General features: G+C 62.4%; 12 protein-coding genes. 4 read left to right on the top strand and 8 right to left on the bottom strand.

Annotated elements, in window-relative coordinates; genetic code table 11:
• Positions 1-57 precede the first annotated feature (57 nt).
• From IB279_RS12980 to IB279_RS13015, 8 genes are all read right to left on the bottom strand, one after another.
• On the bottom strand, positions 58-1,578 hold the full coding sequence (locus tag IB279_RS12980) for a globin-coupled sensor protein (protein ID WP_060582660.1): 1,521 nt from the start codon (positions 1,576-1,578) through the stop codon (positions 58-60).
• Between the two features lie 269 nt (positions 1,579-1,847).
• Positions 1,848-2,567: a ParA family protein gene (locus tag IB279_RS12985; protein ID WP_112771123.1), complete on the bottom strand. Its 720-nt coding sequence runs from the start codon at positions 2,565-2,567 to the stop codon at positions 1,848-1,850.
• A gap of 187 nt (positions 2,568-2,754) precedes the next feature.
• Positions 2,755-3,501 (bottom strand): ParA family protein, encoded by a 747-nt coding sequence (locus tag IB279_RS12990; protein WP_063891130.1) that lies wholly within the window; start codon positions 3,499-3,501, stop codon positions 2,755-2,757.
• A 238-nt stretch (positions 3,502-3,739) separates the two neighbouring features.
• Positions 3,740-4,885 (bottom strand): iron-containing alcohol dehydrogenase, encoded by a 1,146-nt coding sequence (locus IB279_RS12995; RefSeq protein WP_060515901.1) that lies wholly within the window; start codon positions 4,883-4,885, stop codon positions 3,740-3,742.
• On the bottom strand, positions 4,882-6,267 hold the full coding sequence (locus IB279_RS13000) for an aldehyde dehydrogenase family protein (protein WP_112974989.1): 1,386 nt from the start codon (positions 6,265-6,267) through the stop codon (positions 4,882-4,884). Before IB279_RS13000 ends, IB279_RS12995 begins: the two co-directional genes overlap by 4 nt.
• Positions 6,268-6,351: 84 nt before the next feature.
• Positions 6,352-7,716: a glutamine synthetase family protein gene (locus tag IB279_RS13005; protein WP_034792288.1), complete on the bottom strand. Its 1,365-nt coding sequence runs from the start codon at positions 7,714-7,716 to the stop codon at positions 6,352-6,354.
• Positions 7,717-7,908: 192 nt separating this feature from the next.
• The gene (locus IB279_RS13010; protein WP_034792285.1) at positions 7,909-9,456 is read right to left on the bottom strand and encodes an amino acid permease; all 1,548 of its coding nucleotides are present in this window, start codon (positions 9,454-9,456) and stop codon (positions 7,909-7,911) included.
• 113 nt (positions 9,457-9,569) lie between these two features.
• Positions 9,570-10,343 (bottom strand): N-formylglutamate amidohydrolase, encoded by a 774-nt coding sequence (locus tag IB279_RS13015; RefSeq protein ID WP_082566243.1) that lies wholly within the window; start codon positions 10,341-10,343, stop codon positions 9,570-9,572.
• A 175-nt stretch (positions 10,344-10,518) separates the two neighbouring features.
• Between IB279_RS13015 and IB279_RS13020 the strand changes: the two genes are divergently transcribed.
• The 4 genes from IB279_RS13020 to IB279_RS13035 all read left to right on the top strand — a co-directional run bounded on the left by IB279_RS13020 (position 10,519) and on the right by IB279_RS13035 (position 14,552).
• The gene (locus tag IB279_RS13020) at positions 10,519-11,397 is read left to right on the top strand and encodes a MurR/RpiR family transcriptional regulator (protein WP_034792277.1); all 879 of its coding nucleotides are present in this window, start codon (positions 10,519-10,521) and stop codon (positions 11,395-11,397) included.
• A 204-nt stretch (positions 11,398-11,601) separates the two neighbouring features.
• The gene (locus tag IB279_RS13025) at positions 11,602-12,708 is read left to right on the top strand and encodes an ABC transporter substrate-binding protein (protein ID WP_060605561.1); all 1,107 of its coding nucleotides are present in this window, start codon (positions 11,602-11,604) and stop codon (positions 12,706-12,708) included.
• Between the two features lie 183 nt (positions 12,709-12,891).
• Positions 12,892-13,773: an ABC transporter permease subunit gene (locus IB279_RS13030; protein WP_034792273.1), complete on the top strand. Its 882-nt coding sequence runs from the start codon at positions 12,892-12,894 to the stop codon at positions 13,771-13,773.
• The gene (locus tag IB279_RS13035) at positions 13,770-14,552 is read left to right on the top strand and encodes an ABC transporter permease (protein ID WP_034792271.1); all 783 of its coding nucleotides are present in this window, start codon (positions 13,770-13,772) and stop codon (positions 14,550-14,552) included. The genes IB279_RS13030 and IB279_RS13035 overlap by 4 nt, the downstream gene beginning before the upstream one ends.
• Positions 14,553-14,555 lie beyond the last annotated feature (3 nt).

Consider the following 14,555-nt stretch of genomic DNA (forward strand, 5'->3'; position numbering starts at 1 on the left):
CAAAACGCCTCGGATCATCCCTGACCCGAGGCGTTGTCTCTCGAACGGAAGGCGCGATTACGCCGCTGCGCGGTAACCCGAGCCGGCGCTGACCTGCACCTGACCCGACGTGCGGAACGCCCGCAGACGCGTGGCGATGTGCTCGGCCTCTCCCGTCAATGCCTGGCTTGCGGCGTTCGCCTGCTCGACCATGGCGGCGTTCTGCTGCGTGATCTGGTCCATCTGGGTAATCGCGGTGTTGACCTCCTGCAGGCCGGTTGCCTGTTCGGCGGTGCTGGCGCGGATGGCGCCGAAGACGGAGCTGACTTCGACGACCTGGGCGACGATCTGCTGCAGCGACTGCGCCACCTGATTGACCGAATTGACGCCGTCGTCCACCTGGCCGCGCGACTTGGCGATCAGGCCCTGGATGTCCTTGGCCGCTTCGGCGCAGCGCTGGGCCAGCGCCCGGACTTCGGAGGCGACGACCGCAAAGCCCCTGCCCGCCTCGCCGGCGCGGGCCGCTTCGATGCCGGCGTTCAGCGCCAGGAGGTTGGTCTGGAAGGCGATCTCGTCGATGACGTCGACGATCCGCGCGATGCTGGCGGAAGACGTCTGGATCTCCTGCATCACCTCGATCGCGTGGCTGACGATCTCGCCGCTCTGTTCGGCATTGGCGCGGGCGGCAATCACGGTCGAATTCGCCTGGTTGGCGCCTTCGGCCGTCTGCTTGACCGTGCGCGTCACCTGCTCGACGGCAGCGGCCGTCTCTTCGAGGTTGGCCGCCTGGCGTTCCGTGCGCCGGGCCAGATCGTCGGCAGCCGCCGCGATTTCCTTGGCGCTTGTGTGGATCTGGCTGGCGCCGGCCTCGATTCCGCCGATGGCGCGCGCAAGCTCGCCGATCGCGTGGTTGAAATTTTCGCCAAGCTCCTGATAGGCAACCGGCAGGTCCGCACCGATGCGTGCCGTCAAGTCGCCATCGGCGATCTTCTTCAGCGCCGCGCCGAAGGTCTTGCTGATAAGCGCGCGTTCGGCAGCCAGCACTTCTTCCTGCACCGCACGTTGCTTGGTGACGTCGGAGGCGTCCATGTAGACGGAGATCGACAAATCCATGTCGAGGAAGACGCCCTTGATCAGGCTCGACAGCATCGCGCCCATGTCCTCGGCCGAGGTCCCCTTGCGCGAGAACAGGCCGGCCTTCGGCCAGTGCGCCTTGACGATTTCGGTGATCAGATGCTCGGCGATCAGCGCATAGCCGCCGATGTACCAGCGCGGCTCGAGCCCGATGCGGGCGTGCACCAGGCCGATGGTGCGAACCTTGGCGCTGTAATCCTCGTTGAAATTGGCATCGACGATATTGGCCCAGTGGCCGACCTGGGCGCCCTTGGCGCGGTCGATATGAGCGTCGGAGGAGAAGAAGCGCTTGGTCTCGGGCGTCGTCTTGACCTTGACGTAGAACTTGTCGAGCGCGGGTTTAAGTTCCTTCTCGAGGATCGGCTTCAGCGCCTTCAGGCTCGTCTTGGCGGCGTCATCGAGCGCCATGAAATTCAGACGACCGGCAACGTCTTGCGTGCCGGCAGCGGCGTGTTCTGTTTTCATGCGCGAACTTCCCTGCATGCTCATTTCTGGATCATGGAGACAGGATCTAGGGCGCTGAAGCGTCTGAGATCATGGCCGCAATCATGGCGGCCGGTTGCCCTGTTCAGTCGGTCGCAGGGGCAAGCTGTGTCCTGGGCCACTGATAGAAGCGCAGGGTAAAGGAAGCCTTACGCGAAACAGCTATTTCGCGAGGCCTGAAATACAACTCAACCGGAACTGACGAATATCAATTCCGGTTGATACGCAATAAACGGTGGAACGGCGAAGGATCAGGCGGCGTTTCGCGAAGCCCAGGACGGCATGCGCGCAGCCCAGGAGCGGCGCGTCTTGACCGGAATCAGCGCCTGCACTTCCTTGGCGAGGGCTGCTGCGTTTTCGCGCGCCTTGTCGAGATTGCTGACGCGGTTCGGATCCATCGTCTGCAGCGTGCCGCCAAAATCGAAGATCTCGCGATAGGCGGCGCGCTCGACGATCGGCGTGTCGAGAACCGAGACGCCGCGCTCGGCGAGCATCGCCTTGATCGTCTGCAGCGCACGCGTGGTGACCAGCGAATTGACGCGGGTGAGCACCACAGAATGGTTGATGCGCAGGCCCGAACGGTCCTGGATCTGTCGGATCAGCTCAAGAATTTGCGCCGCACCCTTGGCATCCATGGCGCAGCCCTGCACCGGGATCAGCACCTGGTCAGAGATGGCGAGTGCAAGTGCTACGATCTGGTCCTTGGCGCCCGCGAGATCGATGACGATATAATCCGCTTCGTCCTTCGCCTCGCGGATATGACATTCGAGCGAGCCGGGCGTGATGTGCGAAATGACGGTGAGGTTGGCGATATGGCCGGAAGCCTCCGCCCAGCTGGTGATCCAGCGCTGCGGATCGGCGTCGAGAACGACCACCCGGTGCCCCTGCCGCGCCAGTTCCGTCGACAGGATCAGCGCCGCGGTCGTCTTGCCCGCACCACCCTTTGCATTGGCGAAAGTGATGACCGCCATGATATTCCCCATTCTATGCCTGTATCGCGCTGAACCGGACGGCCACAGCCGGTGGTTCGCTTCTTAACGAAACCTTACAGAATTTGGTTAACGAAACGGTAACGCCGGCACGTCAAACCTGACAGTCGGCCTTAAGGCTGCGTGCCAGCGACACTGCTATGGTGATGAAAATGCTGGAGTTCTGGCCTCAGACCGGCAAAACTGCCGGTTCGCTCACGTGCTGTGATCGATAGCACATCGACGAGAACGGCCCGTGCCGCACCGCCTCGCCTGTCGGGCTGAGCAGGGTCAGCACGTCATTCGCAAACGCCTGGGCGTTGGCCTGCGCCTTGGCAAGGTTGCTGACCTTCGCAGGGTCGAGAGAGGAAAGCGTGTCGCCCCGCTCAAAGAGCTCGCGGAAGGCCGTACGCTCCACCAGCGGGGTATCGACGAGCCGGATCCGGTTCTCCGAAAGCAGCAGCTTGACCCGGCGCATCGCCCGCGTCGTCACGATCGGGTTGACCCGGGTCAGCAGAACCGCGTGGTTGATGTTGGCGCGCGCGTTGTTCTCGATGTGGCGGATCAGGTCCAGCACCTGGATGGCGCCGCGCGCATCCATCACACAGCCCTGCACCGGGATCAGCGTCAGGTCCGAAAGACCGATCGCCAGCGCCACCAGCACGTCGGCCGCCCCGGAGAGATCGATGATCACATGCTCGACCTGACCGCGCAGCCGCCGGAGATGATCGCTGAGCGTGGTTGTCGCGACACCTGAGAGAACGAAGAGATTGCCATCGTTGCGGCCGTGGCGGAACCAGTCGGTCATGCAGGCGAGTGGATCGCAATCAAGAACCGCAACGCGATCGCCGCGCCGGGCGAATTCGCAGGCAAGCAGCAAGGCTGCCGTTGTCTTGCCGGCTCCCCCCTTCGCATTCGCGAGGGATACAATCGCCATCGGTCGACCCTAACTCAACGCAGGCCCGGCTTTTCGCGGGCCGATACATACGCACACCCTAATGCAAGCGTTCCAGACCGCGGTAAACAAAGCGTAAAGAAAACGCTCCGCGAGCCCGAAACGTGACAGTTCGATGACGATTAGGTGACAGATCCGCCGCAATGGCAAGTGGTATTTTTGGGCTAACTAAACCGAGAGGCCGACGCCTTCGCCTGGGGGCAAAGGCGTCGGGAATTGGTCAGATGCACTCGCGGAAGAGCTTCTTCGCGGCGTCGAGCGTCAACTCGACCGGGTTGCCGCCGGCCGTCGGGTCGACGATCGCCATCTCCGACATTTCGTCGATCCGGTCGGTGCCAACGCCGAGGGCTGCGAGCTTGTCCGGAACGCCGAGTTCCTCGCGCAACTTCAGCACGTAGTCGTAGAAGCCGTCGAAGCCACCGGAAATGCCGAGATAGGCGGCAGCGCGCACTATTCTGTCCTCGATCGCCGGACGGTTGAAACGCAGCACCGGCGGCATCACGACCGCATTGGTCATGCCGTGGTGGGTGTTGTAGATCGCGCCCACCGGATGCGACAGCGAGTGGATGGCGCCAAGGCCCTTCTGGAACGCGACGGCACCCATGGCGGCCGCACTCATCATGTTGGCGCGCGCCTCGATGTCGGTGCCGTCCTTGTAGGCGCGCGGCAGGTATTCCTTCACCAGCCGCATGCCTTCAAGCGCAATGCCCGCAGACATCGGGTGATAGAAGGGCGAGGAATAGGCTTCCAGGCAATGGGCAAAGGCGTCCATGCCGGTGCCCGCCGTGATCACCTTGGGCATGCCGACCGTCAGTTCCGGGTCGCAGATCGTGACTGCCGGTAGGAACTTCGGATGGAAGATCACCTTTTTCACGTGGCTTGCCGAATTGGTGATGACGCTGGCGCGGCCGACTTCAGAGCCGGTGCCGGCGGTGGTGGGCACGGCAATGATCGGTGCAATGCCTTCGACGCTCGCCCGCGTCCACCAGTCACCGATATCCTCGAAGTCCCAGACCGGGCGGCTCTGCCCGGCCATGAAGGCGACGCACTTGCCGAGGTCGAGGCCAGAGCCGCCGCCGAACGCGACGACGCCGTCGTGGCCTCCATCCTTGAACGCCTTCACGCCGGCGGCGAGATTGATGTCGTTCGGGTTCGGATCGACGTCGGCAAAGATCGCGCGGCCGAGGCCGGCGGCCTCGAGGATATCGAGCGCATTTTGCGTAATCGCCATCGGCGCGAGGCCCCGATCGGTAATCAGCAGCGGCTTCTTCATGCCGACCGCCTTGCAATGGTCGGCAAGCTCCTTGATCCGGCCGGCACCGAACTTGATGGACGTCGGATAGCTCCAGTTGGCGGTGATGGTCATGCGGTGACTTTCTTCAGATGATAGGATTTCGGACGGGTGAGGTTCTGGAAGCCGATGACCGAAAGCGAGCCGCCGCGGCCGGTTTCCTTGACGCCGGTCCAGCAAAGCGCCGGGTCGAGATAGTCGGCGCGGTTCATGAACACCGTGCCAGTCTCGATGTCGGCGCCGATGCGCGCGGCACGCTCGGCATCCCTGGTCCAGAGCGATGCGGTAAGGCCATACTGGCTATCGTTCATCAACTCGATCGCCTGGCTGTCGCTCTTCACCTTCATGATGCCGACGGCAGGGCCGAAGGTCTCTTCGCGCATGAAGGCCATGGAGTGGTCGACATTTACGAGGATCTGCGGCGCGAGATAGGCGCCGCCGTCGTCGGCAGGGAAAAGCTTCGGGTCGATCAGAGCCTTGGCGCCCTTGGCAACGGCGTCGGCGATCTGCTCGCGCACGGTGGCAGCAAAACGCTTGTTGGCCATCGGCCCCAGCGTCGTTTCCGGATCGAGCGGATTGCCGAGCTTGTAGTTGGAAACCCAGGCGACCGACTTCTCGACGAAGGCGTCGTAGAGCTTTTCGTGCACGTAGATGCGCTCGATGCCGCAGCAGCACTGGCCGGAATTGTAGGTGGCGCCGTCCATCAGCGTGTCGACGGCCGCGTCGAGATCCGCGTCGTCCATGACGTAGCCCGGATCCTTGCCGCCGAGTTCGAGACCGAGACCGGTAAAGGTACCGGCCGCCGCCCGTTCGATCGAACGCCCGCCTTCGACCGAACCGGTGAAGTTGACGAAGTCGAAGCTCCTGGCCGCAATCAGCGCCGCCGTTGTTTCGTGGTCGAGGAAGATGTTCTGGAAGACGTCGGCGGGAACGCCGGCCTCGACGAAGGCGCGCACCATGCGCTCGCCGACGAGGATCGTCTGGCTCGCATGTTTGATGATGACCGTGTTGCCGGCCATCAGCGCCGGCGCGACCGTGTTGATCGCGGTCATGTAAGGGTAGTTCCAAGGTGCAACGACGAAGACGACACCGTGCGGCTCGCGGGCGATGCGGCGCTCGAAGCGGTCGCTCTCTTCGATCACCAGCGGCTTCAGCGCATCGGCGGCGATCGTCGCGACATAGTTCGAGCGCTCGTTGAATCCCTTGAACTCGCCGCCGTAGCGCACCGGCCGGCCCATCTGCCAGGCAAGCTCCGGCACGACTTCGTCGACCATCTCGTTGAGGCGCGCGACACCGGCCAGAACCAGATTGACGCGCTCGTCGAGCGGACGGCGCGCCCAGGTCTTCTGCGCCTGGCGGGCGCGGGAAACCACCTGCTTTGCCATGTCGAGCGGCATCGCCGGGCGTTCTGCGTAGACCTCGCCGTTCACCGGCGAAATGCACTTGATCATGCTCATGATCGTCTTCCTGCTTTCATTGCGAATGATGCGATGGCCGCTCCGGTCAGGAACGGCCATCCTTGTGAATGATTATGTCGCGGGTCAGGCCCGTTCGAAACCGCGTGCGACCTCCCAGTCGGTGACGCGGCGATCATATTCTTCCTGCTCCCAGCGCCCCGCCCGCGCATAGTGCTCGATGACCTCGTCGCCGAAGGCGGCGCGCAGCATCTTCGATTCCGTCAGCGCGGCCGTCGCATCGCGAAGCGTGCGCGGGATCTCGCGCACGTCCTTGCCGCCATAGGCGTCGCCGACAAAGGGCGCCTCCAGTTCCATCTTGTTTTCGATACCGGAAATGCCCGCCGCGATCAAAGCGGCGAAAGCGAGATAGGGATTGAGATCGGAGCCGCCGACGCGGCATTCGATACGGATCGCCTTGGTGTCTTCGCCGCAGAGACGGTAGCCGGCCGTGCGATTGTCCTTGCTCCAGACCGCCTTGGTCGGCGCGAAGGTACCGGCCATGAAGCGCTTGTAGGAGTTGATGTAGGGGGCGAGGAAATAGGTGATCTCGCTCGCATGGGTCAGAAGCCCGGCCACGTAATGGCGCATCATCTCGGACATGCCGTATTTGCCGCTCTCGTCGTAGAACTTCGACGACTTGCCGTCCGCGCTCCAGAGCGACTGGTGGATATGCGAGGACGAACCGGCGGCCGCATAGTTCCACTTTGCGAGGAAGGTGATGGCCTTGCCGCGCGACCAGGCGATTTCCTTGCAACCGTTCTTGATGATCGCATGCCGGTCGGCCATCGTCAGCGCGTCGGCATAGCGTACGTTGATCTCTTCCTGGCCGGCCGACGCCTCACCCTTGGAATTCTCGACCGGAATGTCTGCGCCCTGGAGACCATTGCGGATCGCCCGCATCACGTCCTCTTCCTTGGTCGTCTGGAAGATGTGGTAGTCCTCGTTGTAGCCGCTGACGAGCTGCAGATCGCGATAGCCGGACTGGCGGGCGTCGTCATAGGACTGGTCGAAGAGGAAGAATTCGAGCTCGCTCGCCATATAGGCCTTGAGGCCCATCTTCTCGAGACGCGCCACCTGCTTCTTCAGGATCGCCCGCGGCGAATGCGGCACTTCCTCATGGGTGTGATGGTCGAGCATGTCGCAGAGAACCAGCGCCGTGCCTTCGAGCCAGGGGATGCGGCGAAGCGTCGAAAGGTCCGGCTTCATCGTATAGTCGCCGTAGCCTTTTTCCCAGCTTGTCGCCTTGTAGCCGGGAACGGTCTCCATCTCCATGTCGGTCGCCAGCAGGTAGTTGCAGCTATGCGTTTCCTTCCAGGCGCCATCGACGAAGAACTGCGCGTGGAAGCGCTTGCCCATCAGCCGGCCTTGCATGTCGACCTGGCAGGCGAGCACCGTATCGATGCGGCCGGCGGCGACGTCTTCCTTCAACTCGTCAAACGTATAGCTCATCAACTTCCATCCCATGTTTTGTCACGCGGCCGTTCCCTTGAGGTCACGATATTTTTTGGCCGCGTGAACGTGATCAGCTCGAATTGTCTGGCGCGGAGTGCGGGCCGGAAGCCGCGCACATTGTTTTCGATTTCGTCCGGCCCCAAAGAAAAGGCGGAAGTCGCGGTCGCGCTTCCGCCCTTTTGTCGTTGATCAGATCTGGCCGACGGCCTTCTCTGCAGCGGCGATCTCTGCCTGGCGGCGTGCCACTTCGTCACCGATCGGCGGGCCGCGGAAGCGGCGGCTCTCGAAGCCGAACCAGACAGCGCCGGTCAGCACCAGGAAGCCCACGGTGATGTAGAGTGCCCAGTCGTTCGGCGGCTGCACGCCGAGGATGAAGATCAGCACCATGGCGATGATCGAGAGCACCGCGAACAGCTTGAACATGCTCTCGCCGAGGTTCCACGGACCCATCTTGTCCCACTTCGAAGTGCCCCAGGCGAACAGGCCGAGGGTGATCGGGATCGCGAAGGAGAAGAACAGGAAGATGACCGTGCACGAAACGACGATGGTGTAGACCGGCGTCTCGCCGATCGAGACCAGCGACGAGCCCCAGACGAACAGGACCGACAGGATCGAGCCGATCCAGATCGCGGCAACCGGCGTGCGGTAGGTCGGGCTCACCTTGGCAAGCGCCTTGGAGGCCGGCAGGCCGCCGTCACGCGAAAACGCGAAGATCATGCGCGACACCGAGGTCACCGTTGCCAGGCCGCACAGCCACTGGCTGACGAGGATGGCGAGATAGAGGATGTCCTTGATGATGGGGTGCACCTGCGCATCCATTGCCCAGAAGAACACGTTCCAGCCCTGCTTGGCGGCTTCGTCCATGTTCGGGATCATCAGCACGAACGAGCACAGCATGATATAGCCGAAAAGCGCCGACCAGAGCACCGACGAGACCATGCCACGCGGCACCGAATGGGCGGCTTTGACCGTCTCTTCGGAGGTGTGCGCCGAAGCGTCATAGCCGGTGATCGTGTAGATCGGCAGGAGCAGGCCGAGTAGGAACACCCAGGTGCCCGAGGTCTGAGGCCACACGTTGCCGCCGGCTTCACCGGAATAGTTGGAGAAGGTGAAGAGACGGGCGATGTCGTAGCTGTCGGCTGCGACCAGGCACACGAGCGCCAGCAGGATCGACGTCGCGAAGATCAGGTAGCCCGAAAAGTCGGTGAGCTTGGCTGTCAGCCCGATGCCCATGTGGTTTACCAGCGCCTGCCCGCCGGTGATGATGGCCAGGAAGACGATGCGCGTCAGCGTCGTATCGGCGAGGCCGAAATAGGGCGTGCCGAAGGAACCCATGAAGAAATAATAGGTGCCGACGTTGATCGCACCGAGAACGGTGACGAGACCGAGCAGGTTGAACCATGCTGTCAGCCAGCCGGTGAAGCGGTTGCCGAGGATCGAACCCCAGTGATAGAGGCCACCCGCCGTTGGATAGGCCGAGCTGATCTGTGCCATGGCAACGGCGAAAACCAAGGAGATGAAGCAGCCAAGCGGCCAACCGATGCCGATCGCGGCGCCCCCCGCGCCGGCGGTCGCCTGGGCGAGCGAGTTGATGCCGCCCGAAAGAATGCAGATGATCGAGAACGACACCGCGAAGTTCGAGAACTGGCTCATGCGCCGCTCGAGCTCCTGGGCATAGCCCATCGAGTGCAGGACGCTCATGTCCTGCTTTTTGTCTGAATCACTGTAGTCCGACATTTTTCTTCCCCTGATTTCTTCAGACCACACCGCCCCATTGCGGCAGGGTCCCATCAACCACCTGCCCCGGTTGGCCGGAACAGGACCGCGGCAACGCCGCTCCCCAGGGTCTTTTATTGTGCTGAAACAGCCGCAGCGCCTTTGCGCAGTAGCCCTTCCAGGTAATCGGCCATGACCCTTTGGCCGATGTCATTGCGAATGAGATCGTTGCGGATCTCGATCATCACATTCGGCAGTCCGTTGTGGACGCCATATTCGATCAGGCTATGGGTAACGCCGTCGGCCGGCCCATAGGGCTCGTTGCGCCGGATGTCGTAGGCAACCTGCCCCTTGGTGGCGGTCGCGAGCATATGGTCGGCCAGCCGGCTGTCGGCATCGTGAAGCACGCCGACTTCGACGGCGCGCGGCTTGCCGAAATAGACGGGCGTGAAACTGTGCATCGTCACGAGAACAGGCGGGCGCCCCGCTGCCTTGCGATCGGATACGAACCGGGCGACGGCATCGTGGAACGGCCGATAGATCTCGTCGACCCGCGCCTGGCGCTCGTCGGCCGACATCGTTCGGTTTCCCGGGATCTCGTAGACCTCGCTGACAGCAGGCATCGCCGCGTCCGCTTCCGGCGGTCGGTTGCAGTCATAGGCAAGGCGGGAGAAGCGCTGGTAGATCAGGGACCCGTCGAGCTTTGTTGCGAGCAGCTTGGCAACCGCAAGCGCACCCGGGTCCCAGGCAATATGACTTTCGAGCGCCTGCTCGCTGAGGCCAAGCGTGCCCAGCCGTTCGGGAACGAGGCGCGAGGCATGCTCGCAGACGAGCACAATATCGCCCTTGCCTGCGGCGTTCTCGATCGCAACCGGATCGCCATCTGCTTCGGTCAAAAGTCGCGTCAACACCGGCATCCCCTCTTGCCCCGTTAGACGTTCGTTAATGAAAAGAATTCTTCAGAGGATGACGCATGTCAATCAAAATCTGAAACGATCTCTTCAAAATTGCGATTGACTCCAATTGTGACAGCGATGTTTAATCTGTCACAAACCGGCTTAAGATCGGTTCAGGGGAGACAATTTGAGCAGCAAGGCGACGTCCACCACCGTGTCGGATGTGATCAACGCCCACTTCACCGTGCTGACCCGCGCGGAGAAGCAATTGGCAGAGACGCTTCTCGACAATTATCCCGTTTCGGGACTCGGTTCGATCACCACGGTTGCCGAGAACGCCGGCGTTTCGACACCGACGGTCGCCCGCATGGTGCAGAAGCTCGGTTTCCGCGGTTTTCCGGATTTCCAGGCAAGGCTGCATCAGGAATTGGAAGCGACGATTTCCAATCCGATCACCAAGCACGACCGCTGGGCTGCTAATGCGCCCGGCACCCACACGCTCAACCGCTTTGCCGACGCGATCACCAGCAATCTGCGCGAGACGCTGACCCAGATCGAGCCGCAGGAATTCGACGAGGCGGCTGCGCTGATCGCCGACCGTAAGCGCAGCATCTATCTGCTCGGCGGCCGCATCACCCGCTCGCTCGCCGATTATCTCTTCACCCACCTTCAGGTCATTCGGCCGGGGGTCACCGAAATCGCCACCAATGCCAGCGCCTGGCCGCACTATGTGCTCGACATGCGCCAGGGCGACGTGCTGATTCTCTTCGACATTCGCCGCTACGAGCAGGAGATGGTGACGCTTGCCAAATCCGCCCGCGAGCGGGGTGTCGAGATCATCCTTTTTACCGATCGCTGGAGTTCACCGGTCGCCAAGTCCGCCTCAAGGGTGTTTCGCTCGCAGATCGAGGTGCCGTCCGCCTGGGACAGCTCCGTCGTCATCCTGTTCTTGATCGAGGCCCTGATCGAGGCCGTTCAGAGTTCGAACTGGGACGAAACCCGGGATCGGATGAAGACGCTCGAGGGCCTGTTCGATTCCACCCGCATCTTTCGCAAACCGGTCTAGGAGAATTCGCCGACACGTTCACAGGATTTCATGCAGTTATGCGACAGTGGCCCGCCGAAGCCAAAAAAGAAATGTTCTTCCAACGACATACGCGGCGCGAACGGATAAACCCCTGTCACATTACTTTCATCGCATCTCTTTAACAGCTTCGCCGAAATCGACTGAAACCCCACGAATTTGACTAAACCCATAAGGAGAACTCCAGTGATTTCAAAAACCCAACGCCTGCTTTCGCTCTCCACCGCCATTTTCCTGGCGACGACGGCAATCGCCGCTGCCGAACCGAGCGCCGAGCTCATCGAAGCCGCCAAGAAGGAAGGCATGCTGACGACCGTCGCCCTGCCCCACGACTGGTGCGGCTACGGCGACGTCATCGCTTCCTTCAAGGCCAAGTATCCGGAAATCCAGGTCAACGAACTGAACCCGGACGCAGGCTCGGCCGACGAAGTCGAAGCCGTCAAGGCCAACAAGGACAACAAGGGCCCGCAGGCTCCTGACGTCGTCGACGTCGGTCTCGCCTTCGGCCCGCAGATGAAGGCCGAAGGCCTGCTGCAGCCCTACAAGGTCTCCACCTGGGACGAGATCCCGGACAGCGTCAAGGACGCCGAAGGCTACTGGTACGGCGACTACTACGGCGTCATGTCGTTCCTGGTAAACAAGGACCTCGTCAAGGAAGCTCCGAAGGACTGGGCTGACCTCCTGAAGCCGGATTATGCCGGTCAGGTCGCTCTCGCCGGTGACCCGCGCGCCTCGAACCAGGCGATCCTCGGCGTTCTCGCCGCCGGTCTCGCCAAGGGTGCGAAGTCGGGCAAGGAAGCCGGTGAAGCTGGTCTCGGCTACTTCGCCGAACTGAACAAGGCCGGCAACTTCGTTCCGGTTATCGGCAAGTCGGGCACGCTCGCCCAGGGCTCGACCCCGATCGTCGTTGCCTGGGACTACAACGCGCTCGGCTGGGCAAAGACGCTCAACGGCAACCCGCCGACCGAAGTCGTCGTTCCGGCCAGCGGCGTTCTCGCCGGCGTCTACGTTCAGGGCATCTCGGCCTACGCGCCGCACCCGAACGCAGCGAAGCTGTGGATGGAGCACCTCTACTCCGACGAAGGTCAGCTCGGCTGGCTCAAGGGCTTCTGCCACCCGACCCGCTTCAACGCCATGGTCAAGGCCGGCAAGGTTCCGCAGGAGCTGATCGACGCCCTGCCGCCGGCAGCCGCTTACGAGAAGGCCTACTTCCCGACGCTCGAAGAAGTCGACGCCAACAAGGCTGCCGTCACCGGCGGCTGGGATTCCGTCGTCGGCGCGAACGTTCAGTAAGCCTTTCCACAGACATGTCGCCCCGACCGGTTTTCCGGTCGGGGCGCATAGGTTATTCGTAAGAAATTCAAGTCCTTGGAGCGAGATCCGGTAGCCGTGCGCGGCTTCGTCGGTTTCCCGCTTCTTGCTTGCAACAATCGATAACGCCCGCGTGGAAAACGCGGCTTCAGGGGCGCGAACGGAATGTCATCTGCTAAACCCGACGCCAGCCCGCCGGCGCGTCGCCTACCGCTTCACTGGCTGGGCATTCTTCCCTTTGCCGCCTTCGTGACGCTGTTCCTGCTTTTGCCGACGATGAAGATCGTGGTCGGCGCGTTTCAGACGCCCGATGGCAGCTTCACGCTCGACAACATCCGCGGCCTGTTCACGCCCTCGATCCTGGCTGCCTACTGGATCTCCATCAAGATCAGCATCGCCTCCGCACTTCTCGGCTGCCTGATCGGCTTTGCCATGGCGTCCGCCATCGTCTTCGGCGGCTTGCCGAAGGGGATCCGCGGACCGCTTCTAACCTTCTCGGGCGTCGCCTCCAACTTCGCCGGCGTGCCGCTCGCTTTTGCCTTTCTCGCAACGCTTGGACCTGTCGGCATCGTCACCGTCTTCCTGCGCTCGAACTTCGGGCTCGACCTCCGGATGCTCGGCTTCAACCTGCTGTCCTTCTGGGGGCTGACGGTCACCTATCTGTTCTTCCAGATCCCGCTGATGATCCTGATCATCACGCCGGCACTCGACGGCCTGAAGCGCGAATGGCGCGAGGCCGCCGAGATCCTCGGCGCCACCGGCCTGCAATACTGGCGCATGGTCGCCTTCCCGATCCTGCTTCCGTCGCTGCTCGGCACGCTGGCGCTGCTGTTCGCCAATGCCTTCGGCGCCGTTGCGACCGCGATCGCACTCACCGGCTCGTCGCTCTCGATCGTGCCGATCCTGCTCTTTGCTCAGATCCGCGGCGACGTGCTCGGCAACCCGCATCTCGGTTACGCGCTCGCCTTCGGCATGATCGTCGTCACCGGTATCGCCAACGCGATCTACATCTGGCTGCGCAGCCGCAGCGAAAGGTGGCTGAAATGAAGAAGATCTGGGCCTGGGGAGCCCTCGTTTTCGGCCTCCTCTATTTCACCCTGCCGCTCATCGGCATGACCAACTTCTCCTTGAAGATGCGCCGCGGCGAATACTCCTTCGACGCTTACCAGAAGGTCTTCGCCGACCCGCGCTTCCAGGAGACCTTCACCTATTCGGTGCTGCAGGCCTTGTTCACCATCCTCTTCGGTGTTCTCCTCGTCGTGCCGACAGCCTACTGGGTCCGCCTCAAGCTGCCGCGGCTGCGCCCCGTCATCGAGTTCATCACGCTGCTGCCGCTGGTCATCCCAGCGATCGTCATCGTCTTCGGCTACATCCGGCTCTACAACACCTCGAGCTGGCTGCCGTTGACGGGCTCGCTCACCGGCACCAACATCCTCCTGATGTTCGGCTATGCGACGCTTGCGCTACCCTACATGTACCGCGCAGTCGACACGGGCCTTCGCACCATCGACGTCGCCACCTTGACCGAGGCCGCCCAAAGCCTCGGCGCCGGATGGACGACGATCCTTGCCAAGATCATTCTGCCGAACGTGCTCGTCGCCGTGCTCTCGGGCGCCTTCCTGACCTTTGCCATCGTCATCGGCGAGTTCACCATGGCGGCCTTGCTCAACCGCCCGGCTTTCGGCCCCTACATGCAGCTCCTGGGCGCCAACCGCGCCTATGAACCGGCCGCACTCGCCGTCATTGCATTCGGCATCACCTGGGGCTGCCTCGGCCTCATCCAGCTCGTCTCGCGCTTTCAAAAAAGCGCGCCTCCTAAGGCCTGAGGA

It is taken from the genome of Ensifer sp. ENS06, assembly GCF_014852205.1.
Taxonomy (GTDB): Bacteria; Pseudomonadota; Alphaproteobacteria; order Rhizobiales; family Rhizobiaceae; genus Ensifer; species Ensifer adhaerens.